Here is a 22,334-nt window from a genome sequence, read left to right as displayed (position 1 = left end):
AGCCTGAGCGGCACGCATTCACAGTCGGGATGGGGGACGGTCGTACGTATGGCCAGGGAATTCCAACGCGGCCACAAGGCCAAGATCAGTGATCTCACGGCGGGCACCGATCTGTACGTAGGTGTCCAGATCGCCGGGTCCGGACTCGCCTTCGACATCAGCTGTTTCGGCCTCGACGCCAATGAGCAGCTGTCGGACGACCGTTACTTCGTCTTCTTCAATCAGCCGAAGTCGCCGGAAGAGTCCATTCAGCAACTCGGTGCACAGGCGGGCGACACCGAATCCTTCCGGGTGACGCTGGACCGCATTCCGGCATCCATCCACAAACTGTCCTTCACCGCCACCATCGACGGCGCCGGACAGATGTCGCAGATCGGCCCGGGCTACATCCGGATCGTGGCCGGCGGCGAAGAGGTCGTCCGGTACGCGTTCACCGGTGCGGAGTTCACCACCGAGCGGGCCGTGATGCTCGGCGACTTCTACCTGAAGGACGTGTGGCGCTTCGCCGCCGTCGGCCAGGGCTTCGACGGCGGACTCGACGCGCTCCTGCGAAACTTCGGCGGCGAGGTCGCCGAGGAGGCGCCGCAGCAGCAGGCCCCGGCCGCCGCCTCGCCCGGATTCGCCCCGCCGCCGCAGGCGGCCGCCCCGGCCCCGTCCTTCGGCGCTCCCGCCCCGGCGCCGCAGGCCCCCCAGGCCCCGGCCCCCGCGCCGTCCTTCGGCGCGCCCGTGCCGGCGCCCGGCGCCGCGCCGCAGCCGCAGTACCAGCAGTCCGCGGCACCGGCTCCCGCCCCCGCCCCGGTGCACGCCGCGCCCACCATGGCCGCGCCGCTCGCCCCGCCGGCCCCCGCCCCGTACGGCCAGCCGGCGCCGCCGCAGCAGCCCTCGTACGGCCAGGTCCCCGGACAGGTACCGGGCCAGGTCCCCGGTCAGTACCCCGGCCAGGTCCCGCCGCCCGCCGCGGCCCCCGCCCCCTACGGGCAGCAGCCGGGCTACGGCCAGGTCCCCGGCCAGCCCCCGGGCCAGCAGCCCGGGTACGCCCCGCAGGGCGTCCCCGCCGCCGGCGCCGGTCTCGCCGCCGCACTCCAGCCGTACAAGGAAGCGCCCACCGGCACCCGCTGGACCCCGCAGAACCAGCAGCTCATGCGCGTCGACCTCGCGATGGGCGGCCAGGCCGTCCTCGCCCGCCAGGGCAGCATGGTCCTCTACCAGGGCAAGGTCGACTTCAGCTACAAGGGCGCGGGCTTCGCCGGCCGCATCGTCGGCAACGCCACCGGCCAGGAGATGCAGCTCATGCGCTGCACCGGCCGCGGCCAGGTCTTCCTCGCGGAGAACGGCGCCCACCTGCACGCCATCGAGCTCCAGGGCGACGGGATCTGCGTCTCCGCCGAAGCCGTCCTCGCCTTCGACGAGTCGCTCCAGCACGAGGTCCGCCGCATCGAGGGCCACGGCATCCCCGGCGGCGCCCTGTTCACCATGCAGTTCCAGGGCACCGGCACGGTGATCGTCAAGACGCACGGCGTCCCGGTGGTCCTGCCCGTCACCCCGACCACCTTCGCGGACAGCAACGCCATCGTCGCGTGGTCCTCCGCCTCGCAGGTGATCATCTCCAGTCAGGTCCGGCTGCGGCGCAACGCCTACCCCGGCCACAGCGGGGAGACCGTGAACCTCCAGTTCCGCGGCGCTCCCGGCAACTTCATCGTCGTCCAGCCGTACGAGGTCTGAGGGAGCCCGACATGAACGCAATGAACCAGCAACTCGCGGGCTTCGCCCCGACCCCCGTCACGGCCCGCATGGAGAACCACGGCCGGGCCATGCTCAAGGTCGCCATGCAGAGCGGCCAGGACCTCTTCGCCCGCACCGGCTCGATGGTCGCCTACGAGGGCTTCGTCCAGTACGAGCCCAACCCGCCGGCCGTCCGCCAGATGGCCTCGCAGTGGATCACCGGCGAAGGCGCCCCGCTGATGAAGTGCACCGGCGACGGCCTGCTCTACCTCGCCGACTACGGCGCCGACGTGGTCGTGATCAACCTGAACAACGACTCCCTCTCGGTCAACGGCACCAACCTGCTCGCCTTCGACGCCCACCTCCAGTGGGGCGTCGAGCGGGTCAAGGGCCTCGCCAAGTTCGCCGGCCAGGGCCTGTTCAACGTGCAGATCGCGGGCACCGGGTGGGTCGCCCTGACCTCCCGCGGCACCCCGATCGTGGTCGACTGCGGCCGCGGCGAGGACGAGACGTACGTCGACCCCGACGCGCTCGTCGCCTGGTCGCCGAATCTCAAGGTCAAGGGCAAGCGCAGCTTCAAGGCCTCGTCGATGATCGGCCGGGGCAGCGGGGAGGCCTACCAGATGGCCTTCTCCGGCCAGGGCATCGTCGTCGTACAGCCCAGCGAGGACAGCACCGACCGGCTCCGGGCCCGGGGCTGAGGGGGAGCGGACACATCATGCAGAGCGCACTTTTCGCCCACACCGAGGCGCAGTCCCAGGACCGGTACGCCATCCAGAACCCTCAGCTGCTGCGGGTCTCGCTGACCGGCTCCGACGACGTACTCGCCCGCAAGGGCGCGATGGTCGCCTACCAGGGGATCATCGACTTCGACGGCGAGTACCAGAGCAGCAGCCAGCGGGGCGCCCGCCGCCGTACCGGCGAGGGCCTGGACCTCATGCGCTGCTCCGGCCAGGGCACGGTCTACCTGGCCAACCTGGCCCAGTACGTGCACGTCGTGGACGTGGACCAGGACGGCCTCACGGTCGACAGCAGCTACGTGCTGGCCCTGGACTCCACCCTGCACACCGAGGTCATCGCGGTGGACAGCCAGTACGGGATCTCCGGCTCGGGCAAGTACCAGCTCAACATCTCCGGCCGCGGCAAGGTCGCGCTGATGACCTCCGGTCAGCCGCTGATGATGCACGTCACGCCCGACAAGTACGTCAACGTCGACGCGGACGCGATCGTCGCCTGGTCCACCTCGCTGCGGGTGCAGATGCAGGCCCAGACGCACTCCAGCGGCGTGTGGCGGCGGCGCGGCAACACCGGCGAGGGCTGGGAGCTGAGCTTCCTCGGCACCGGCGTCGCGCTGGTGCAGCCCAGTGAGGTGCTGCCGCCGCAGAACGCCCAGCTCGGCCAGGGCGTCGCCGCGCAGTTCGGCATGGGCCAGCACGGCTCGCACGCGCAGAACCAGAACAACGCCTGGAACTGACACCGTTCCCGAACGCGGCGTAGGGGCGGTCCCGCCGGGACCGCCCCTACGCCGCGTTCACGCCCGCTCCGGCGGGCTCGGCCGTACGCCCGCTCAGCCGTCCAGCCGGGCCAAGGTCGCCTCCAGCAGCCGTACGACGGACGTGTCGGCCACCGCCGCCACCTCCTCGTACGGGAACCAGCGCAGGTCAAGGGACTCCTCGCTGATCTCCGCCACCGCGCCGGCCGGGGCCAGCGCCGCGTACTGCACGTCCAGGTGCCAGTGGCACGGAGCCGGAATCGCATGCCGGTCCAGGCGCACCGGCCCGCCGTCCAGCAGGGTCAGCCCGGACGCGATGCCCGACTCCTCGCGGGCCTCGCGCAGCGCCACCTCGGCGAGGGTGCGGTCACCGGGCTCGCAGTGCCCGCCCATCTGGAGCCACATGCCGAGCTTCTTGTGCAGGGTCAGCAGTACGCGGCCGCGCGCCGGGTCGATGACCAGCGCACTGCCCGTGACGTGCCCGGCCCCGCAGGGCTTGTAGACCCCGTTCGGGTGGGCCGCCAGGTGCTCCAGGTAGAGATCGCGCAGTTCCGGCTGGTCCTCGTACGCCTTCAGGACGAGGACCGCGTCTTCGTGCAGGCTCACTTCTTCTCGTCGCCGTCCTGCTCGCGCTTCTCGGCGGCCTCGCCGAGCATCTTGTCGATCTCGGAGAAGTCCAGCTGCTCACGGTGCACGAAGCCGTCCGGGTCGTCCAGGTCGGAGGCCGTCGGCAGCATGTCCGGGTGCTCCCACAGGCCGTCGCGGCCGTCCACGCCCCGCGCGTCGGTGAGCGAGGCCCACAGCCGCGAGGCGTCCCGCAGCCGGCGCGGGCGCAGCTCCAGGCCGATCAGCGTCGCGAAGGTCTGCTCGGCCGGGCCGCCCGAGGCGCGCCGCCGCCGCATGGTCTCGCGCATCGCGTCCGCCGAGGTCAGCCGGGGCTTGGCGGCCTCGTGCACCACCGCGTCGACCCAGCCCTCGACCAGCGCGAGCGCCGTCTCCAGGCGAGCCAGGGCGGCCTTCTGCTCAGGGGTGTCCTGCGGCTGGAACATGCCGCCCTGGAGCGCCTCCTGCAGCTGCTCCGGGTTCGACGGGTCCAGCTGGCCGACGACGTCCTCCAGCTTCGAGGTGTCGACCTTGATGCCGCGGGCGTAGCCCTCGACCGCGCCGAACAGGTGCGAGCGCAGCCACGGCACGTGGGCGAAGAGCCGGGCGTGGGCCGCCTCGCGCAGCGCCAGGTACAGCCGCACCTCGTCCGAGGGGACGCCCAGGTCCTTGCCGAAGCTCTCGATGTTCAGCGGCAGCAGTGCGGCCTTGCCGGCCGGGCCCAGCGGGAGGCCGATGTCCGTGGAGCCGACGACCTCGCCCGCGAGGGTGCCGACGGCCTGGCCGATCTGCTGGCCGAACATGGCGCCGCCCATGGAGCGCATCATGCCGAGCAGCGGGCCCGCCATGGCCTGCATCTCCTCGGGCAGGACGCCGCCCATAGCCGCGCCGACCCGCTCCGCCACCGGGTCCACGAGCTCCTTCCACACCGGCAGGGTCGCCTCGACCCACTCGGCGCGGCTCCAGGCCACGGCGGTGGTGGCGCCCGAGGGCAGCGAGGTGACCCCGTCCAGCCAGTGGTCGGCCAGGCGCACGGCCTCCTCGACGGCGGACTTCTCGGCGATGCCGACGCTCGTGTCCTTCACGCCGTCCGCGGTGCCCTGCGAGACGGTCTGGCGGGCGATGTCCTTGGCCATGTCCCAGTTCACGGGACCGCCCTCGTAGCTCAGCATCTGGCCGAGCTGCTGGAACGCGGCGCCCAGGTCGTTCGGGTTCATACCACCGAACATCGCGGCGAACGGGTTGTCCGCTCCGGGAGCGCCCGCGCCGCCCGGCAGGCCCATGCCGGGGAACCCGAAGGGATTCGCCGGGCCGCCCTGACCGCCCTGGTTGCCCTTCTTCTTGCCTTCGTCGCCGTTTTCCGGCTCCTCCGGCGGAAGGCCGAATCCGAATGGGGTGTCGCTCACGGGTTTCCTCGGCTCGTAGGGCCGTCGGCGGGAGCCGACGGGCAATGGTCCGACAACACCACCCAGCGTAGACACCGCGGCCGCATCCGGGCTCGGTGCTCCGCCGACTCCTGGGCTGCGGCAGGATGGACATCACCTGGTGGGTACGCGTCACGGCGCGTCCCTACTGAAGACAACCGCTGGAGACGCCCGGTGAGTTCCCCAGATCCGCAGTTTCGCGCGACGCCCGACGACGAAAACAGCTCCGAGCACGGTGACGGCGCCCCCGGCGTTCGCCAGCCGCGAAACCCGGGGGACATCCGCCGGCGCAGCCCCGTGATCGCCGTGACCGGCGCCGCGTCCGGAGTCGGCGCGGCCCTCGTGAGCCGCCTGGCCGCCTCCGACGAGGTCAAGCAGGTCGTCGCCATCGACGAGCGGCGGGGGGACTGTGCCGCCGCGCAGTGGCACATCCTCGACGTACGGGACCCCGCGATCGCCGAGAAGCTGCGCGGGGCGGACGTCGTGGTCCACCTCGCCCTCGACCTCGACCTGGAGACGGACCCGGCGGCCCGCACGGCGTACAACGTGCGCGGCACCCAGACCGTCCTGACGGCGGCCGCCGCGGCCGGCGTGCACCGCGTCGTGCTGTGCACCTCGGCGATGGTCTACGGGGCCCTGCCCGACAACGACATCCCGCTGTCCGAGGACTCCGAGCTGCGGGCCACCGCCGAGGCGACCGGCGTCGGCGACCTGCTGGAGATCGAGCGCCTGGGCCGCCGTGCCCCGCGCGCGCACCCGGGACTGAACGTCACCGTGATCCGCCCGGCCGTCCTGGTCGGCGGCACCGACACCGCCCTCACCCGGTACTTCGAGTCCCCGCGGCTGCTCGTGGTGGCGGGATCCCGCCCGACCTGGCAGTTCTGCCACGTGGACGACCTGGTCAGCGCCCTGGAGTACGCGGCCCTGGAGAAGGTCGAGGGCGAGCTGGCGGTGGGCTGCGAGGGCTGGCTGGAACAGGAGGAGGTCGAGGAGCTGAGCGGCATCCGCCGCATGGAGCTGCCCTCGGCGGTCGCGCTGGGCGCCGCGGCCCGGCTGCACCGGATCGGCCTGACCCCGTCCCCCGCCGGGGACCTCGCGTACACGATGCACCCCTGGGTGGTCAGCGTCAGCGGGCTGCACGCGGCGGGCTGGCGGCCGCGCTGGACCAACGAGGAGGTGCTCGCCGAGCTCCTCCAAGAGGTCTCGGGCCGCCACACGGTCGCGGGCCGCCGGCTGGGCCGCAGGGACGCCGCCACGGCCGCCGGTGCGGCGGGTGCGACGGTGGCGCTGCTTGGCGCGGCCGCGGCGGTGCGCCTGGCGCGCAAGCGGCGCGGCATCTGACCGGCCCGGCCCGGCCCGGCCCGGCCGGCCCGGACCCGGCCGGCGGACCGGCGCGGGCCCGCCCTCCGCGAGGCGGACCGCGGGCCCGCGGTCCGGCCCGTCCTGTAGAAGGCTCCCAAGGCGGCCGGCCCGCCCCGGGCGAATCTGCTATTTCGCCGCGTCAGCGCCTAGGGCACGATGAAGGCATGGCACCGCACTTCGACCACCCCGGTGAGCAGGCCGCCTCGGACCCGATCCGGCTGCTCCAGATCCGCGAGACCCCCCTCTCGATCGACGAGGTCTTCCAGGCCGTCGGCGACGACGCCTCGGGCGGTACGACGCTCTTCGTCGGCACGGTGCGCAACCACGACAGCGGGGCGGACGTCGACTCGCTCGGCTACTCCTGCCACCCGACGGCCGAGGCCGAGATGCGCCGCGTGGCCGAGCGCGTCGTGGCCAAGTACCCGGTCCGTGCCCTGGCGGCCGTGCACCGCATCGGCGACCTGGCCGTGGGCGACCTGGCCGTGGTCGTCGCGGTGTCCTGCCCGCATCGCGGCGAGGCCTTCGAGGCCGCCCGGATGCTGATCGACGACCTCAAGCACGAGGTCCCGATCTGGAAGCACCAGACCTTCAGCGACGGCAGCGAGGAGTGGGTCGGCGCCTGCTGAACCCCCGGGCGGGGAGCGCCACCCGTAAGGCGGTACCCTCGCACCCGTTCGGCCGCGCAACACGCCCTCGATTTGCGTAACCCCCCCACGGGCACGAGCGTTGAAGCCACCAACGAAACGTACTTCGGGGTAGGGAGGCAGGCCCATGGCATCTTTGGCGTGGTTGCTGATTCCGCTGTTCGCCGCGATCGGAGCGGCGATATGGGGCAGCTGGGCGGCACGCGACCGCACCCAGGGCGACATATCCGAGCTCGCGGGCTACGCGCGATTCCGCGAGGCCATGGCCAATGCCGATCAGCCGCGGGCCAAGGCGGACGCCCATTCCGCGCACCCCGCCCACTCCGCCTCCGATGCCGTCTGACTCCGTGCGACACCCGTCCGGCGCCCCGTCCCGCGCCCCGCGCCGACGCCCGGCCGACGCTCCGCGTCCGTCCCGCTGCGGACCGCTGCCGACCGCGCCGCCCCCGGTGAGATTCCGCTGAGAGTTTCGCGTACGGACCCCGTACGGACCGGCCCCGAGGGCCGCCCGCCAGGGCCGTCCCGTACTGTCGGATCCATGCCACGCCGCACCGCGACGATGCTCGCTTCCACCCTGGTGCTGTTCGCGCTGCTCTGCGCAGGGGTGTTCATCAAGGTCCCGTACTCCGAGATGAGCCCCGGCCCGACCGTGAACACCCTCGGGGACTCGCACGGCGCGCCCGTCCTGAACATCTCGGGGCGCAAGACGTACCCGACCAGCGGGCACCTCAACATGACGACCGTCCGCGTCACCGGCGCGGACTACGACATGAGCCTGGTGGAAGCGGTGTACGGCTGGCTGGCCGGCGACAACATCGTCGTCCCGCACGAGAACCTCTACCCGAACGGCAAGACGGACGCGGAATCCACCCAGGAGAACGCCGAGGAGTTCAGCCAGTCGCAGCAGAGCGCCAAGGTGGCCGCCCTCAAGCAGCTCGGCATCCCGGTCACCGCCCGGGTGATCGTCTCCACCGTGGTCAAGGACAGCCCCTCCGAGGGCCGGCTGCACGCCGGTGACGTGATCAAGGCCGTGGACGGCGCCGCCGTCACCGCCCCCGAGGACGTGGCCAAGCTCGTCACCAAGCACAAGCCGGGCGAGCCGGTGGAGTTCACCATCGTGCCCGCCAAGGAGGCGGCCGAGGCCGCGAAGGCCGGCAACAACGACCCCGCCACCTCGAAGGTGACGATCACCGCCGGCAAGGCGGAGGGCGACGGTCACGCCGTCGTCGGTATCCGGGCGGGCACCGACCACACCTTCCCGTTCACGATCGACATCAAGCTCGCCGACGTCGGCGGCCCGAGCGCCGGGCTGATGTTCGCCCTCGGCATCGTCGACAAGCTCACCCCGGAGGACCTGACCGGCGGGAAGTTCGTCGCGGGCACCGGCACGATCGACGACGCGGGCAAGGTCGGCCCCATCGGCGGTATCCAGATGAAGACCATCGGTGCCCGCCAGGCCGGAGCCGAGTACTTCCTGACGCCCGCCGAGAACTGCGCCTCGGCCGCCTCGAACGTGCCCGACGGGCTGACCCTGGTCAAGGTCGCCACCATCGACGACGCCACGAAGGCGCTGCAGAAGATCAGCAAGGGGGACACGGCCGGGCTGCCGCAGTGCAAGCCCTGACCGCTCCGCCCCTCCCGATCGCCCGGTCACGTGCAGCGGCCGGGCCCGGCACGCCCTACGAGAAGGTCGCCGCCAGGGCCTCCGCCAGGCCGGGCACCAGCCCCGCACCGGTGAGGACCTCCGTCGAGGAGTCCTTCTCACGCAGCCGTACGGCCGACTCGCGCGAGCCGTCGCGCAGCACGGCCACGGTCAGGCGGACCTCCTGCCGCTCCGGGTGACCCGCCACCCACTTCGACAGCTGCTTGTCGTTCAGGCCCTCCGGTACGGACGCCTCCGCGGACGGCGGCAGCATCAGCCGCTCCACCGTCAGCGCGCAGCCGACGACCGCGTCGGGCCAGGCGATGGTGCCGAGGAACTTGTCGAGCGGGGTCCCCTTCGGGACCTCGTCCTGCTCGATCGGGGTCAGCGAGGACTTTCCGGCGTCGTCCTGGTCGAGACCGAGCTGGCTCGCGAGCCGCGGCTCCTGCTTCTTGAGCCGGGCGGTGTCGACGAGCGCGAAGAGCCGTGCGGGCTTGTCCCAGCCGAGGCCGGCCGCGTACTCGTCGATCTCGAGGCAGGCACGGGTCAGCGGGCTGGCCGCCATGGGGGTGCCGGGGGAAGGCGAAAGGTTGGACATGGGCAACATCCTGCCTCCTTTCCACCGGATACCGGGAACTGACCAAAGCCTCAGTAAGTTGCATGAGTGGGCTCTACGATCGGGGGCCCGTTCATTACCAGACTCAGCGACTTTCGAGGTGCGCACCTTGGCTTTCCAGATGCCGGACCGCGGCGGAGGCCCTTCCGGGCCACGGATGAGAGTCGGCCGCCCCTCCCGGCGGGCTCGAACTCTCCTCATGACCTTGGGCGTGCTGGCCGTCCTGGCCATGCTCTTCATCATGTTCGCGGGCTTCTGGACTGACTGGCTCTGGTTCCGCTCCGTGAAGTACTCGACCGTCTTCACCACCACGCTGTGGACCAAGATCGGCCTCTTCGCCGTGTTCGGTCTGCTGATGGCGGGTGCGGTCGGGTTCAACATCTGGCTGGCCCACAGGCTGCGGCCGCCGCTCAGCGCGATGTCGATGGAACAGCAGAGCCTCGACCGCTACCGGATGAGCATCGCCCCGTACAAGAAGTGGCTGCTCCTGGGCATCGCCGTGCTGGTCGGCCTGATCGCCGGCGCCTCGGCGGCCGGCCAGTGGAAGACCTGGCTCATGTACGTGAACGGGGTGGCCTTCGGTACGAAGGACCCGCAGTTCCACATGGACGTGTCCTTCTACACCTTCGACCTGCCCTGGTACCGCTTCCTGCTGGGCTTCGGCTTCGCGGCCGTCGTGCTGTCGGTGATCGCCGCGGCCGTCGTGCACTACCTGTACGGCGGACTGCGCGTGACCAGCCCGGGCGCCCGGGCCACCGCCGCCGCGACCGGGCACCTGTCGGTGCTCCTCGGCCTCTTCGTCACGCTGAAGGCGGTCGCCTACTGGCTCGACCGCTACGGGCTCGCCGTGAAGTCCAGCGACTTCAAGGCCGCCGACAACTGGACGGGCCTGCGCTACGTCGACGCGAACGCCTACCTGCCGGCGAAGACGATCCTCGTCGCCATCGCCGCGATCTGCGCCGTGCTGTTCTTCGCGACGCTGTGGCGCCGCACCTGGCAGCTGCCGGTCATCGGCTTCGGCCTGATGGTGCTCTCGGCGATCCTGATCGGCGGGCTCTACCCGGCGATCGTGCAGAAGTTCCAGGTCCAGCCGAACGAGCAGGCCAAGGAATCCCCGTACGTCCAGAAGAACATCAAGGCCACGCGCGACGCCTACGACATCGCGGGCTCCGACGTCACGGACTATCCGGGCGTCCCGCAGACGGAGGACCGGGGCAAGCTGCGGCCGCAGGCCGACACCACGGCCAGCATCCGCATCCTCGACCCGAACATCGTCTCGCCGGCCTTCCAGCAGCTCCAGCAGGTCAAGGGCTACTACGCCTTCCCGTCCACGCTCGCCGTGGACCGGTACAGCGGCCAGGACACGGTCATCGGGCTGCGCGAGCTGAACATCGGCGGCATCCCGAAGAACAACTGGATCAACGACCACTTCAAGTACACGCACGGCTACGGCGTGGTCGCGGCCAAGGGCACCACCGTGAAGGACGGCGCTCCCGACTTCACGCAGTCCGACCTGCCCTCCAAGGGCATGTTCGGCACGGACTTCGAGCAGCGCATCTACTACGGCGAGCAGACGAAGCAGTACTCGATCGTCGGCGGTCCGCAGAAGGAGCTCGACTACTCGGACGACAAGGGCGAGAAGGAGACGAGCTACAAGGGCGACTCCGGCGTCAACCTCGACAACCCGGTCAACCGGGCCGCCTACGCGCTCACCTTCAACGAGCCGCAGATCCTCTACTCGGGCGCCATCGGTGACGGCTCGCGGATCCTCTACAACCGCACGCCGAAGGAGCGCGTCGAAGCGGTCGCCCCGTGGCTGACCATCGACGGCGCGCCCTACCCGGCCGTGATCGACGGCCGGATCAAGTGGATCGTCGACGCCTACACGACCACCAACGGCTACCCGTACGCCTCGCGCACCACCCTGGGCCAGAGCACCGCGGACTCGCTGACCAACAGCCAGCGTGCGGTGGTCGCCCAGGAGAACCAGGTCAACTACATCCGCAACTCGGTGAAGGCGACCGTCGACGCGTACGACGGCTCGGTCGACCTGTACCAGTGGGACACCCAGGACCCGGTCCTGAAGACCTGGATGAAGGCGTTCCCCGGCACGGTGAAGCCCAAGGCCGACATCTCCAAGCCGCTCATGGACCACCTGCGGTACCCGCAGGACCTCTTCAAGGTCCAGCGCGAGCTGCTGACCCGCTACCACGTCACCGACCCGCAGACCTTCCTCAGCGGCAGTGAGGCGTGGGCGGTCCCGGACGACCCGACGACCAAGGCCGGTACGGCCGTTCCGCCGTACTACCTGTCGATGAAGATGCCGGGCCAGAAGGAGAAGGACCAGGTCTTCTCGCTCACCACGACGTTCACGCCGAACGAGCGGCCCAACCTGAGTGCCTTCATGGCGGTCAACGCCGATCCGGGCACCCCGGACTACGGCAAGATCCGCATTCTCAAGATGCCGACGAGCAAGCCGCCGGACGGCCCCGGCCAGGTGCAGAGCAAGTTCCAGTCGGAACCGAAGATCGCCGAGTCCATCCGCCTGCTGCGCGGTGGTGACTCGGAGATCGAGTACGGCAACCTGCTCGCGGTGCCGCTCGACGGCGGGATGCTCTACGTCGAGCCGGTCTACGTGCGCAGCTCGGGCCTCAAGTACCCGCTGCTGCGCAAGGTGCTCGTGACCTACGGCAACCAGACCGCCTTCGAGGACACCCTGGAGAAGGCGCTGAACGTGGTCTTCGGGGCCGAGGCGCCGACGGTTCCGGTGCCGCCGGTCCAGCCTCCGGGCGACGGCACGGTCACGCCGCCGACCATCACGGACCCGACGGTCAAGGCGGCGCTCGGCGACGCGCAGAAGGCCGTCGAGGACGCCGAGAAGGCCCGCCAGGCCGGTGACTGGGCGGCCTTCGGCAAGGCCCAGGAGGAGATCAAGGCGGCGCTGAAGCGGGCGATCGACGCCGAGGCGAAGCTCACGACCCCCGCGCCGTCGGGCCAGTGATCAATGGGTAATGGCTCCACCCCGTGTCGTGATACTGTGGTTTCACCGACGCGGGGTGGAGCAGCTCGGTAGCTCGCTGGGCTCATAACCCAGAGGTCGCAGGTTCAAATCCTGTCCCCGCTACTGAAGATGAAGGCCCGGATCCATGGGATCCGGGCCTTCGTCATGCCCGGGGCCAACACGCGGTAGCCGGGGAGGGTGAGTTGTCGGTCGAGCGTGTTTGACTTACCCCACTGTGGGCATGTCGACAAAACGCTGTAGTGACCTCACGGGCTGCGACATACCAGGTGTACGCGGGTAGCAGGTGATGCGACGATGGGATTTATGGGGGAGAGGTCAACTCTGCTGGAGACAGGGCGGTTTGTGAGGGCGGAGTCCGGGACGGACGCAGAGGCCGAAGGAGCGGCTCCGGCCGTCGACAAGCAGACCGTACTGACCGATGCGGATTTCGCGGAGGAGATGTTCGCCGAGACCGACGCGGCGAGTGACGCCGAGCTCGAAGCACGGCACCGGGTGGCCGCCGACAAGGGCGACCCCGGCGCCATGAGCGTGCTCGGCGCCCTGCTGCTGCGCCGCGGCGACCTCGACGGCGCCGAGCCCTACCTGCGCGGCGCCACCGGCGAGGGCGACCGCGCCGCCGCCAACAACCTGGGCGTCCTGCTGCACCAGCGCGGCTACCCCGAGGAGGCCGCCGGCTGGTGGCGGGTCGCCGCCGTCGCCGGCTCCGCCCCCGCCGCGCACGCCCTGGGCCGCTACTTCCGCGAGCGCGGGGACGAGCCCGCCGCCGAGTACTGGATGCGGCAGGCGGCCGAATCCGGCCACGCGCTGGGCGCGTACGGGCTGGCCGACCTGCTGGAGCACCGCGGGGACAAGGGCGTCGAGCGCTGGTTCCGCGCCGCCGCCGAGCAGGGGCACCGCGAAGCCGCGTACCGGCTGGCGAGGCACCTGCGCAAGGGCGACCCCGCCGAGGCCGAGCAGTGGTACCGGCAGGCCGCCGCGCGCGGGCACCGGCGTGCCGCGCTGCACCTGGGCGCGCTGCTGGAGGCGCGCGGCGAGCTCAAGGAGGCCGGGCGCTGGTACCTGACCTCCGCCAAGCAGGGCGAGGCCCGGGCGGCGTGCGCGCTGGGCTTCCTGCTGCGCGACGCGGGCGACGAGGAGAGCGCGGCCGTGTGGTGGCACCGGGCGGCGCAGGACGGCGACGGCAACGCCGCCAACGCGCTGGGCGCGCTGCACGCCGCACGCGGCGAGACCCAGACCGCGGAGCGCTGGTACCGGACCGCCATGGACGCGGGCGACCAAAACGGGGCGTACAACCTTGCACTGCTGTGCGTCGCACAGGACCGGACCGCGCAGGCCGAGCAGTGGTACCGGCGCGCGGCCTACGCCGGGCACCGCGAGGCGGCCAACGCGCTGGCGATCCTGCTGCTCCAGGGCGGGGACGCGGCGGGCGCGGAGCCGTGGTTCTCGAAGGCGGCCGAGGCGGGCAGCGTCGATGCCGCGTTCAACCTCGGGATCCTGTTCGCCAGCCGCGACGAGGACCGGACCGCGCTGAAGTGGTACGAGCGGGCCGCCTCGGCCGGGCACACCGACGCGGCGCTCCAGGTCGGCATCGCCCTGGTCCGCGACGGCGAGGACCGGGCGGCCGAGCGCCACCTGCGCTGCGCGGCGGGCGGCGGCAGCGCGGAGGCGGCGTTCCGCCTGGCCGCGCTGCTGGAGTCGCTGGCCCCGCCGCCGGAGCCGGTCGCGCTGGGCGAGCCCGTGGGCGGCGCCCCGCGCACCGAGAGCGAGGAGTGGTACGAGCGGGCCGCCGAGCTGGGGCACCGCCGGGCCCAGGTGCGGGTCGGCATGCTCGCCGCCGCCCGCGGTGATCTGGCCGTCGCCGCACGCTGGTACCGGGAGGCGGCCGAGGCCGGCTCCCGCAATGGTGCCTTCAACCTGGGGCTGCTGCTGGCCCGCGAGGGCAGCGAGCCGGAGGCCGCCCTGTGGTGGACCCGCGCGGCGGTGGCCGGGCACGGCCGCGCCGCGCTGCGCCTGGGCCTGCTGGCGGCCCGCCACGGCGACCTCGCGGAGGGCCAGAAGTGGTGCGTGCGCGCCATGGAGCTGGGCCCGGCCGAGGTCTCGGAACGCGCGGCCCGGCTCCGCGAGGCCCTGGCCGAGGAACTCTCGGCCTAGGTCGGCGCCCCGGCGCGGCTCTCAGCGGTAGAGCCAGGCGGTGGAGCGGGCGTAGACGTGCCGGAAGGCGATCGGCATCAGCAGATCGTTGACGCGGCGCTGCACCGTGCCCGGGGTCTTCGAGTCGCGGTTCGTCGCCGCGGTCCGGGTCATCCGGGTCACCCGGGGGCGGCGCACACGGGTGTACTCGGCCAGGGCGCCCGCCACATCCGGTGCCCCGTCCATGCAGCGCCCCAGGGCCACCGCGTCCTCGATCGCCATCGACGCGCCCTGACCGGCTCCCACCGGATGGGCCGCGTCGCCGATCAGCACGGTGCGCCCGTCGTGCCAGACGGGCACGTCCGCCAGCCGGTGCATCGGCATCGGGCGGTCGACGCGCGTCGCCGCCCGGATCAGGGAGAGCGGCAGCTCCTCCTTGCCGTACAGCTCCGCCAGCAGGTCCCGGGTGACGTCCGCCGGGTCCGGGGGCTGCGGCGCGGGCACCTGGGCCGACCACCAGACCGTGCCGTCCGCCGCCGGGACGCACAGGAAGGCGCCGCGGCGCCCGAAGACGAAGTGGTAGGTGCCAGGAGTGAGCCGCACGCCCTCGGAGACTCCCGACACGCTGTAGAGGCCCGCGTACCGCACCTGCGGCGCCGCCGGGTCCAGCGCGGTACGGGTGGCGGACCAGATGCCGTCGGCCGCCACCACCAGGTCCGCGTCCAGGTCCGCCGGGTCCACCCGCCGCCCCGTCTCGATCCGGGCGCCGGCGCGTACCGCTTCGGCGCGCAGTGCTTCCACCAGCCGCCCGCGCAGCAGGGTCGTGCTGTGCAGGCTGTCCGAGGCCCGCCGGCCGCGCGGCACCTCGCCGAGGAGCTTGCCCGAGGCGGACCACATCCGCTGGAGGGCGACCGGGAAGCCCGCGGCCTGAACCGCCGGGAGGCAGCCCAGCGCGTCGAGCCCCCGCAGTCCGTTGACGGCGAGGCTGAGGAAGGAGCCCACCTGGCCGGCCGGGTCCTCGTACGCCTCGTGGACCGTGACCTCCGCGCCGGTCGCGCGCCGCAACGCGATCGCGCTCGCCGCTCCGGCCACTCCGCCCCCGATGACTGACACACGCATGCCCGACCCCTTTCGCCGAATGTTCATTCACTGAATCTTGATTCAGTGAAACTCGGTTCAGTATGATGAGGCCGGAAAGACGGCGTCAAGTGGGAGCGGGGATCGCGGTGGGAGTGCGCAAGGAGCGGGCGGCCGGTACGGAGGCGGCGCTCAAGGAGGCGGCGCGGGCGCTCTTCCTGGAGCGCGGCTACGCGCAGACGAAGATCACCGACATCACGAAGGCCGCCGGCCGGTCCACCGGCTCGTTCTACGAGCACTTCGCCGGCAAGGACGAGCTGCTGGACGCACTGCTCGCGGACATGGGGGCCCAGGTCGACGCGGCGGTCGGGGTCGGTGACCAGGTCCCCGAGGTCGGTGATCAGGCCCTCGAGGCCGGTGATCGGGCCCCCGGCCACCCCCACGCCCACCCCCGTGAGCACGACCTCGCCGACCGTGCGCAGCTGCGCACCCATGTAGCGGCCACGTGGGGCGTCTTCCGGGATCATCTGCCCGTCGTGGTCGCCCTCTTCCAGAAGTCCATGGCCGAGCCGCCCGGCTCGGGGCGGGCCTGGGGGCGGCTCCTCGCGGACACGGCGCCGCTGCGCGAGCACCTCGCGTACATGCGCGAACAGGGCCGTGAGTTGCCCGGGGACCCGGAGCTGGTCGCCGCGGCAATGGGGGCCATGATCTCGATGCTGGGGTACGCCGCCATGACCGGCGGGGCCCGACTGGACGACGACGAGGTGGTGGAGACGCTGACCGCTCTGCTGCACCGGGGCCTGGCCGGTTAACCGATTTGCATCTGCCGGGGGCCCTCACGTAACGTTGGGTTTACCGACGCGGGGTGGAGCAGCTCGGTAGCTCGCTGGGCTCATAACCCAGAGGTCGCAGGTTCAAATCCTGTCCCCGCTACTGAAGACTCAGGGCCCGGATCCAATGGATCCGGGCCCTGAGTCGTTTCCGGCTGCCAAGAGCGCGAACAGAAGTCGAACGCAGGAAGGCCCGGCCCCCAGGGGGTCCGGGCCTTCCTCGCCGAAGTGCTCAGGCGCCGGCGCAGTTCGGGCAGACGCCGCGGTACGTCACCTCGACCGCCGACACCGTGAAGCCGAAGCGCTCCGCGTCGGGCAGGTCGGCCAGCGGGTTGCCCGCCGGGTGCACGTCCCGGATCGCGCCGCACTGGGCGCAGACCAGGTGCTGGTGGGGCCGATGGGCGTTCGGGTCGTACCGCTTGGCGCGGCGGTCCGTGGAGACCTCCAGGACCTCGCCGAGGGTGACGAGCTCGCCCAGGGTGTTGTAGACGGTCGCGCGCGAGATCTCGGGCAGTTTGGCCACCGCGAGGGCGTGCACCTCGTCCGCCGTCAGGTGCACGTGGTCACCGTCGAGCACCTCGGCCACGACGCGCCGCTGCGCCGTCATGCGCCAGCCGCGTCCGCGAAGTCGATCCAGCAGGTCACTCATAGACATCAGCCTAACAGTGAGGGGATTCGGTGTAACTCCCGAATCAGTGCGGACTTGGATCCTTACTTGACTTAGACAAAGTCCATCGTAGGATCGAGTACGGCAAACGCCAAGGACAGGACATGCAGGGATGACGCAGGAGGCGCACGTGACGCAGGGACCGCTCACCACGGAGGCCGGAGCGCCGGTCGCCGACAACCAGAACAGCGAGACCGCCGGCATCGGCGGCCCCGTCCTGGTCCAGGACCAGCTGCTGCTGGAGAAGCTCGCGCACTTCAACCGCGAGCGCATCCCGGAGCGCGTGGTGCACGCCCGCGGCGCCGGTGCCTACGGCACCTTCACGCTGACCCGCGACGTCTCGCAGTGGACCCGTGCCGCGTTCCTGTCCGAGGTCGGCAAGGAGACCGAGACCTTCCTGCGCTTCTCCACCGTCGCGGGCAACCTCGGCAGCGCCGACGCGGTCCGCGACCCCCGCGGCTGGGCGCTGAAGTTCTACACCGAAGAGGGCAACTACGACCTCGTCGGCAACAACACCCCGGTGTTCTTCATCAAGGACGCCATCAAGTTCCCCGACTTCATCCACACCCAGAAGCGCGACCCGTACACGGGCTCGCAGGAGGCGGACAACGTCTGGGACTTCTGGGGTCTGTCGCCCGAGTCGACCCACCAGGTGACCTGGCTGTTCGGTGACCGCGGCATCCCGGCGTCCTACCGCCACATGAACGGCTACGGCTCGCACACGTTCCAGTGGAACAACGAGGCCGGCGAGGTCTTCTGGGTCAAGTACCACTTCAAGACCGACCAGGGCATCAAGAACCTCACCCAGGCCGAGGCCAACGCCCTCGCCGGTGAGGACCCCGACTCGCACCAGCGCGACCTGCGCGAGGCCATCGAGCGCGGCGACTTCCCGACCTGGACCGTGCAGGTCCAGATCATGCCCGCGGCCGAGGCGGCCGAGTACCGCTTCAACCCGTTCGACCTCACCAAGGTGTGGCCGCACGAGGACTACCCGCCGATCGAGATCGGCAAGCTGGAGCTCAACCGCAACCCGGAGAACGTCTTCGCCGAGGTCGAGCAGAGCATCTTCAGCCCGGCGCACTTCGTCCCCGGCATCGGTCCCTCCCCGGACAAGATGCTCCAGGGCCGCCTCTTCGGCTACGGCGACGCCCACCGCTACCGCGTCGGCATCAACGCCGACCACCTGCCGGTGAACCGCCCGCACGCCACCGAGGCGCGCACCAACTCCCGCGACGGCCACCTGTACGACGGCCGCCACAAGGGTGCCAAGAACTACGAGCCGAACTCCTTCGGCGGCCCGCACCAGACGGACCGCCCGCTGTGGCAGTCCGTCCCGCTCACCGGCGGCACGGGCAACCACCCGGCCGCCGTCCACCGCGAGGACAACGACTTCGTCCAGGCGGGCAACCTCTACCGCCTGTACTCGGAGGACGAGAAGGCCCGCCTGATCGAGAACCTGTCCGGCTTCATCGCCAAGGTCTCCCGCGACGACATCGTCGAGCGCGCGATCAACAACTTCCGCCAGGCGGACGGTGACTTCGGCAAGCGGCTCGAAGCCGCGGTCCAGGCCCTCCGCGGCTGATCCCGGATCGCTTGCCGTAGCAGGACGCCGGGCCGCAGCCCTCCTCGGAGGGCTGCGGCCCGGCGTCGTTTCACGCGGGGACCGTACGCCGCGCCGGCACCCAGCAGCGGATGACGTCCCGGACGGACACGATGCCGACCGGTCCGCCGTGCTCCAGCACGATCAGGTGCCGGAAACCGCCGTGGGCCATCGCCTCGGCGGCTTCCTGCACCGTGGCCTCCGGGGTGCAGAACACGACGTTGTTGGTGGTGTGCGCGCCCACGGACTCCCGGTCCGGATCGTGGCCCGCGCCGATGGAGTTGAGGATGTCGCGCTCGGTCAGAATGCCGATTCCGCTGTGGTCGGGGTCGAGGACGACGGCCGCGCCGACGCGCCGGCCGGACATCAGGCAGGCCGCCTGCCGGAGGGTGTGTGCGGGTCCGAGGGTGAGGATCACGGTGCTCATTGCGTCACGGACGAGCATGAAGAGAGCCACCTCCTGGGGTGAATCCCCCCCGCCTGGGTGGGTGCGCCGCGTAGCCCTGGAGCAGCAGCCTCCAGTGAATTGCTTCACAAGCGCACAAGCGGGGGGGAGTATCAGATTCCCACGGACCCGCAGGGCCGACAAGAAGGCGCGGGGCGGAGCGTGAGCGGCGCGCGGCGCTCTCAGGCGCGCGGGCGCAACAGGCCCAGCATCTCCTCGTGGAGCAGTCCGTTCGAGGCCGCGGCGTTCCCGCCGTGCACCCCCTCCACCCCGTCCAGGCTGGTGAAGCGGCCGCCCGCCTCCTGGACGACGACCGCGATGGCCGCCATGTCCCACAGGTTGAGCTCCGGCTCCGCGCACAGGTCCAGCGAGCCCTCGGCGACCATCATGTACGGCCAGAAGTCGCCGTAGCCGCGGGTGCGCCAGCACGCGCGCGTCAGGTCCAGGAACCCGGGGAGCCGGCCCTGCTCCTCCCAGCCGCTCAGCGAGGAGTACGCGAACGAGGCGTCTGCCAGTCCGGCGACCTTGGACACGCCGATGGCCGTGGTCGCGCCGAGCGCGCCCCCGGCGTACGCGCCCCCGCCCCTGGTCGCCCACCAGCGGCGGCCCAGCGCCGGCGCGGACACCACGCCGACCACCGGGCGGAACTCGCCGTCCTCGCCCTCGGCCATCAGGGAGATCAGCGTCGCCCAGACGGGCACCCCGCGCACGTAGTTCTTCGTACCGTCGATCGGGTCCACGACCCAGCGGCGCGGACCGCTGCCCTTGAGCCCGTACTCCTCGCCCAGGATGGCGTCGTCGGGCCGGGCGGCCCCGATGCCCGCCCTGATGATCTCCTCGGCGGCCTTGTCGGCCTCGCTCACCGGGGTCATGTCCGGCTTCGTCTCGACCTGGAGGTCGAGGGCGCGGAACCGCTCCATCGTGACGGCGTCCGCCGCGTCGGCGAGATCGAGGGCAAGGCGCAGGTCATCGTCATACTCGGGCATGCCCGAACAGTATCGAGACTCCCGGACCCCGACCAACGCAGTCCACAGTGCGGCCCGGATGCGCCCTTGACAGGATCTGGCGACCCGTCAACTCTGGCCCGAGAGAGCCGAACGGGGAGGCGTGGATGCCGGCAGCCCGGGAGTCCTTGCTGGAGGCGGCGGGAGCGGCGCTCTCGGCGCGCCCCTGGCCGGACGTGCGCATGGTCGACGTGGCCGCCGCGGCCGGGGTGTCCCGGCAGACCCTCTACAACGAGTTCGGCGGCAAGGCGGGCCTGGGCCGCGCCCTGGTCCGCCGCGAGGCCGACCGCTACCTCGACGGGGTGGACCGGGCCCTGGCCGGCCCGGCCCGGGCCACCGAACGGCTCGCCGCCGTCGCGGAGTGGACCGTACGAGCGGCCCGCGCGCAGCCCCTCGTACGGGCCCTGCTCACCGGCGCCTGGGATCCGGGGCTGCCCGCGGCGGGCGGCCGGGCACCGGGGCCGGGCGAACTGGCCCGGGCCGTCCGGGACCGGGCGGCGGCCGCACTGGCGCCGGGGGAGGACCCGCAGCGCTGCGAGCTCGCCGTGCGCCTGGCCCTCTCCTACGTGATCGCTCCGGGGGAGGAGCCGGGACCGGGCGAGCTGCGCGGGCTGCTCAGTGTGCCGAGCCGGACAGCTGCAGCCCGATGACGCCGAGGATGACCAGCGAGATCGAGACGAGTTTGAGGGTGGAGACCAGGTCCCCGAGGAAGACCATGCCGTAGATCGCCGTCCCGGCGGCGCCGATCCCCGTCCACACCGCGTACGCCGGCCCTACGTCCAGCTTCTTGAGCGCCAGCGTCAGCAGACCGAAGCTGCCGAGCGCGAAGCACGCGAAGGCGACGGTCGGCCACAGCCGGGTGAAACCGTGGGAGAGCTTGAGGCAGACCGCGAAACCGGTCTCCAGGAGTCCCGCGACCACGACCAGCAGCCACGCCATGTCGAATGCCTCCCCGCGTCACGTGACATTGCGTCACTTGGTGCGATTATGCATTTATCCAGACAGGGCCCTCGACAAACGCGGCCGGGGCCCGCCCGGACGGTCAGTCGCCCTCGCGGCGTTCGCGCGTCTCCAGCAGCCGCCGCAGCGAATACAGCCGCGCCGGGTCCGCGTGGCCGTCCTCCACCCACGCATCGAGCGCGCAGTCCGGCTCGTCGTGGCTGCACGCGCGCGGGCAGCCCTCGGTCCCCGGCACCAGGTCCGGGAAGGCCAGGATCACCCGGGACGGGTCCACGTGGTGCAGACCGAACGAGCGCACGCCCGGGGTGTCGATGACCCAGCCGTCACCGCTCGGCAGCGGCAGCGCCAGCGCCGAGGTGGTGGTGTGCCGGCCGCGGCCGGTCACCGCGTTGACGTGGCCGGTGGCGCGCTGGCGGCCCTCGGCGACGAGCGAGTTCACCAGGGTGGTCTTGCCGACGCCCGAGTGCCCGACGAAGGCGGTGATCCGGCCGTCGAGCCGCTCGCGCACCCGGTCGGCCGCGTCACCCGTGGCCAGTTCCTCGCGATTGGTCACCACGTAGTTCACGCCGAGCGTCGAGTAGATCTCCAGGATCTTGTCCGCGGAGGTCAGGTCCGACTTGGTGAGGACCAGCAGCGGCTCCAGCCCCGCGTCGTACGCCGCCACCAGGCAGCGGTCGATCATCCGGGGCCGCGGCTCCGGGTCGGCCAGGGCCGTGACGATGGCCAGCTGGTCGGCGTTGGCGACGACCACCCGCTCGTACGGGTCGTCGTCGTCGGCGGTGCGCCGCAGGACGGACCTGCGCTCCTCGATCCGCACGATGCGGGCGAGGGTGTCCTTCTTGCCGGACAGGTCACCGACGATCCAGACCCGGTCACCGACCACCGCCGCCTTGCGGCCCAGCTCACGGGCCTTCATGGCGTGCACCGTGCGGTCCTCGACCAGGCAGGTCAGCCGGCCCCGGTCCACGGTGAGGACGAACCCCTCGGCCGCGTCCTCGTGCTTGGGCCGGATGCTGGTCCGCGGCCGGTTGCCCTTGGGGTTCGGGCGCTGGCGGATGTCGTCCTCGTCGGTGTGCTTGCCGTACCTGCGCATG

General features: G+C 71.6%; 21 protein-coding genes and 2 tRNA genes. 14 read left to right on the top strand and 9 right to left on the bottom strand.

Features of this window, described 5'->3' with window-relative positions; all coding sequences use genetic code 11:
- Nucleotides 1-48 precede the first annotated feature (48 nt).
- The 3 genes from B6R96_RS12600 to B6R96_RS12590 are packed head-to-tail and all read left to right on the top strand — an operon-like array spanning nucleotide 49 to nucleotide 3,196.
- Nucleotides 49-1,722, top strand: a complete 1,674-nt coding sequence (locus tag B6R96_RS12600; protein WP_081522502.1) for a TerD family protein — start codon at nucleotides 49-51, stop codon at nucleotides 1,720-1,722.
- A 20-nt stretch (nucleotides 1,723-1,742) separates the two neighbouring features.
- Nucleotides 1,743-2,423: an AIM24 family protein gene (locus B6R96_RS12595; protein WP_030011152.1), complete on the top strand. Its 681-nt coding sequence runs from the start codon at nucleotides 1,743-1,745 to the stop codon at nucleotides 2,421-2,423.
- A gap of 17 nt (nucleotides 2,424-2,440) precedes the next feature.
- On the top strand, nucleotides 2,441-3,196 hold the full coding sequence (locus B6R96_RS12590; protein ID WP_081522501.1) for an AIM24 family protein: 756 nt from the start codon (nucleotides 2,441-2,443) through the stop codon (nucleotides 3,194-3,196).
- A gap of 93 nt (nucleotides 3,197-3,289) precedes the next feature.
- Here B6R96_RS12590 and B6R96_RS12585 read toward each other — a convergent pair whose 3' ends face one another.
- A complete protein-coding gene (locus B6R96_RS12585) occupies nucleotides 3,290-3,820 on the bottom strand; it encodes an NUDIX hydrolase (RefSeq protein ID WP_081522500.1) in 531 nt (176 codons plus the stop codon).
- On the bottom strand, nucleotides 3,817-5,223 hold the full coding sequence (locus B6R96_RS12580; RefSeq protein WP_030385934.1) for a zinc-dependent metalloprotease: 1,407 nt from the start codon (nucleotides 5,221-5,223) through the stop codon (nucleotides 3,817-3,819). Before B6R96_RS12580 ends, B6R96_RS12585 begins: the two co-directional genes overlap by 4 nt.
- 297 nt (nucleotides 5,224-5,520) lie before the next feature.
- Between B6R96_RS12580 and B6R96_RS12575 the strand changes: the two genes are divergently transcribed.
- The 4 genes from B6R96_RS12575 (at nucleotide 5,521) to B6R96_RS12560 (ending at nucleotide 8,871) form a co-directional block, all read left to right on the top strand.
- Nucleotides 5,521-6,582, top strand: coding sequence for an SDR family oxidoreductase (locus tag B6R96_RS12575; RefSeq protein ID WP_051779201.1), 1,062 nt, complete (start codon nucleotides 5,521-5,523; stop codon nucleotides 6,580-6,582).
- Between the two features lie 185 nt (nucleotides 6,583-6,767).
- A complete protein-coding gene (locus B6R96_RS12570; RefSeq protein WP_030385936.1) occupies nucleotides 6,768-7,229 on the top strand; it encodes a molybdenum cofactor biosynthesis protein MoaE in 462 nt (153 codons plus the stop codon).
- A 145-nt stretch (nucleotides 7,230-7,374) separates the two neighbouring features.
- Complete coding sequence (locus B6R96_RS12565; protein ID WP_030385937.1) at nucleotides 7,375-7,590, top strand: hypothetical protein; 216 nt, start codon at nucleotides 7,375-7,377, stop codon at nucleotides 7,588-7,590.
- A 195-nt stretch (nucleotides 7,591-7,785) separates the two neighbouring features.
- The gene (locus tag B6R96_RS12560) at nucleotides 7,786-8,871 is read left to right on the top strand and encodes a YlbL family protein (RefSeq protein ID WP_030385938.1); all 1,086 of its coding nucleotides are present in this window, start codon (nucleotides 7,786-7,788) and stop codon (nucleotides 8,869-8,871) included.
- Between the two features lie 55 nt (nucleotides 8,872-8,926).
- Here the strand turns inward: B6R96_RS12560 and B6R96_RS12555 are convergent, their stop codons facing one another.
- Entirely contained in the window at nucleotides 8,927-9,496 is a 570-nt protein-coding gene (locus B6R96_RS12555; RefSeq protein WP_030385939.1) for a PPA1309 family protein, read from the bottom strand.
- A gap of 130 nt (nucleotides 9,497-9,626) precedes the next feature.
- Here B6R96_RS12555 and B6R96_RS12550 point away from each other — a divergent pair, with 130 nt between their 5' ends.
- The 3 genes from B6R96_RS12550 to B6R96_RS12540 all read left to right on the top strand — a co-directional run bounded on the left by B6R96_RS12550 (nucleotide 9,627) and on the right by B6R96_RS12540 (nucleotide 14,678).
- Nucleotides 9,627-12,506 carry a UPF0182 family membrane protein gene (locus tag B6R96_RS12550; RefSeq protein WP_053167857.1) on the top strand — a complete coding sequence of 960 codons (2,880 nt, stop codon included), beginning with the start codon at nucleotides 9,627-9,629 and terminating at the stop codon, nucleotides 12,504-12,506.
- A 49-nt stretch (nucleotides 12,507-12,555) separates the two neighbouring features.
- Nucleotides 12,556-12,629: transfer RNA gene (locus tag B6R96_RS12545), tRNA-Met, on the top strand.
- A gap of 192 nt (nucleotides 12,630-12,821) precedes the next feature.
- Complete coding sequence (locus B6R96_RS12540; RefSeq protein ID WP_063782717.1) at nucleotides 12,822-14,678, top strand: tetratricopeptide repeat protein; 1,857 nt, start codon at nucleotides 12,822-12,824, stop codon at nucleotides 14,676-14,678.
- A 21-nt stretch (nucleotides 14,679-14,699) separates the two neighbouring features.
- On the opposite strand, the gene B6R96_RS12535 is transcribed toward B6R96_RS12540, so the two are convergent.
- On the bottom strand, nucleotides 14,700-15,776 hold the full coding sequence (locus B6R96_RS12535; RefSeq protein WP_081522499.1) for an FAD-dependent oxidoreductase: 1,077 nt from the start codon (nucleotides 15,774-15,776) through the stop codon (nucleotides 14,700-14,702).
- A gap of 107 nt (nucleotides 15,777-15,883) precedes the next feature.
- Between B6R96_RS12535 and B6R96_RS12530 the strand changes: the two genes are divergently transcribed.
- On the top strand, nucleotides 15,884-16,546 hold the full coding sequence (locus tag B6R96_RS12530) for a TetR/AcrR family transcriptional regulator (RefSeq protein ID WP_081525079.1): 663 nt from the start codon (nucleotides 15,884-15,886) through the stop codon (nucleotides 16,544-16,546).
- 47 nt (nucleotides 16,547-16,593) lie between these two features.
- Nucleotides 16,594-16,667: transfer RNA gene (locus tag B6R96_RS12525), tRNA-Met, on the top strand.
- 129 nt (nucleotides 16,668-16,796) lie between these two features.
- Here B6R96_RS12525 and B6R96_RS12520 read toward each other — a convergent pair.
- Nucleotides 16,797-17,213: a Fur family transcriptional regulator gene (locus B6R96_RS12520; protein WP_030385944.1), complete on the bottom strand. Its 417-nt coding sequence runs from the start codon at nucleotides 17,211-17,213 to the stop codon at nucleotides 16,797-16,799.
- A 130-nt stretch (nucleotides 17,214-17,343) separates the two neighbouring features.
- Here B6R96_RS12520 and B6R96_RS12515 point away from each other — a divergent pair, with 130 nt between their 5' ends.
- Entirely contained in the window at nucleotides 17,344-18,813 is a 1,470-nt protein-coding gene (locus tag B6R96_RS12515; protein ID WP_030385945.1) for a catalase, read from the top strand.
- Between the two features lie 70 nt (nucleotides 18,814-18,883).
- Here the strand turns inward: B6R96_RS12515 and B6R96_RS12510 are convergent, their stop codons facing one another.
- Nucleotides 18,884-19,276 carry a CBS domain-containing protein gene (locus B6R96_RS12510; RefSeq protein ID WP_030385946.1) on the bottom strand — a complete coding sequence of 131 codons (393 nt, stop codon included), beginning with the start codon at nucleotides 19,274-19,276 and terminating at the stop codon, nucleotides 18,884-18,886.
- Between the two features lie 182 nt (nucleotides 19,277-19,458).
- Nucleotides 19,459-20,262: a histidinol-phosphatase gene (gene hisN / locus B6R96_RS12505; RefSeq protein ID WP_030385947.1), complete on the bottom strand. Its 804-nt coding sequence runs from the start codon at nucleotides 20,260-20,262 to the stop codon at nucleotides 19,459-19,461.
- Nucleotides 20,263-20,387: 125 nt separating this feature from the next.
- On the opposite strand from hisN, the gene B6R96_RS12500 reads away from it, so the two are divergent.
- The gene (locus B6R96_RS12500) at nucleotides 20,388-20,930 is read left to right on the top strand and encodes a TetR/AcrR family transcriptional regulator (RefSeq protein ID WP_053703073.1); all 543 of its coding nucleotides are present in this window, start codon (nucleotides 20,388-20,390) and stop codon (nucleotides 20,928-20,930) included.
- Here the strand turns inward: B6R96_RS12500 and B6R96_RS12495 are convergent.
- Nucleotides 20,896-21,219 (bottom strand): DMT family transporter, encoded by a 324-nt coding sequence (locus B6R96_RS12495; protein ID WP_030011402.1) that lies wholly within the window; start codon nucleotides 21,217-21,219, stop codon nucleotides 20,896-20,898. The two genes, B6R96_RS12500 and B6R96_RS12495, sit on opposite strands and share 35 nt — an antisense overlap.
- A 103-nt stretch (nucleotides 21,220-21,322) precedes the next feature.
- Entirely contained in the window at nucleotides 21,323-22,333 is a 1,011-nt protein-coding gene (rsgA, locus tag B6R96_RS12490) for a ribosome small subunit-dependent GTPase A (RefSeq protein WP_053703074.1), read from the bottom strand.
- Nucleotide 22,334: the final 1 nt, after the last annotated feature.

Source organism: Streptomyces sp. Sge12 (genome assembly GCF_002080455.1).
In the GTDB taxonomy this organism is placed as follows: domain Bacteria; phylum Actinomycetota; class Actinomycetes; order Streptomycetales; family Streptomycetaceae; genus Streptomyces.
This window is presented reverse-complemented; position numbering and strand designations above follow the sequence as displayed.

Bases quoted from the DNA above. Each gene is read 5' to 3' on its own strand.
- B6R96_RS12495 (WP_030011402.1), bottom strand. From the start codon at position 21,219: ATGGCGTGGCTGCTGGTCGTGGTCGCGGGACTCCTGGAGACCGGTTTC.
- B6R96_RS12600 (WP_081522502.1), top strand. From the start codon at position 49: ATGGCCAGGGAATTCCAACGCGGCCACAAGGCCAAGATCAGTGATCTC.
- B6R96_RS12560 (WP_030385938.1), top strand. From the start codon at position 7,786: ATGCCACGCCGCACCGCGACGATGCTCGCTTCCACCCTGGTGCTGTTC.
- B6R96_RS12510 (WP_030385946.1), bottom strand. From the start codon at position 19,276: ATGCTCGTCCGTGACGCAATGAGCACCGTGATCCTCACCCTCGGACCC.
- rsgA (WP_053703074.1), bottom strand. From the start codon at position 22,333: ATGCGCAGGTACGGCAAGCACACCGACGAGGACGACATCCGCCAGCGC.
- B6R96_RS12570 (WP_030385936.1), top strand. From the start codon at position 6,768: ATGGCACCGCACTTCGACCACCCCGGTGAGCAGGCCGCCTCGGACCCG.
- B6R96_RS12565 (WP_030385937.1), top strand. From the start codon at position 7,375: ATGGCATCTTTGGCGTGGTTGCTGATTCCGCTGTTCGCCGCGATCGGA.
- B6R96_RS12520 (WP_030385944.1), bottom strand. From the start codon at position 17,213: ATGAGTGACCTGCTGGATCGACTTCGCGGACGCGGCTGGCGCATGACG.
- B6R96_RS12555 (WP_030385939.1), bottom strand. From the start codon at position 9,496: ATGTTGCCCATGTCCAACCTTTCGCCTTCCCCCGGCACCCCCATGGCG.
- B6R96_RS12595 (WP_030011152.1), top strand. From the start codon at position 1,743: ATGAACCAGCAACTCGCGGGCTTCGCCCCGACCCCCGTCACGGCCCGC.
- B6R96_RS12535 (WP_081522499.1), bottom strand. From the start codon at position 15,776: ATGCGTGTGTCAGTCATCGGGGGCGGAGTGGCCGGAGCGGCGAGCGCG.
- B6R96_RS12515 (WP_030385945.1), top strand. From the start codon at position 17,344: ATGACGCAGGAGGCGCACGTGACGCAGGGACCGCTCACCACGGAGGCC.
- hisN (WP_030385947.1), bottom strand. From the start codon at position 20,262: ATGCCCGAGTATGACGATGACCTGCGCCTTGCCCTCGATCTCGCCGAC.
- B6R96_RS12500 (WP_053703073.1), top strand. From the start codon at position 20,388: ATGCCGGCAGCCCGGGAGTCCTTGCTGGAGGCGGCGGGAGCGGCGCTC.
- B6R96_RS12550 (WP_053167857.1), top strand. From the start codon at position 9,627: ATGCCGGACCGCGGCGGAGGCCCTTCCGGGCCACGGATGAGAGTCGGC.
- B6R96_RS12540 (WP_063782717.1), top strand. From the start codon at position 12,822: ATGGGATTTATGGGGGAGAGGTCAACTCTGCTGGAGACAGGGCGGTTT.
- B6R96_RS12590 (WP_081522501.1), top strand. From the start codon at position 2,441: ATGCAGAGCGCACTTTTCGCCCACACCGAGGCGCAGTCCCAGGACCGG.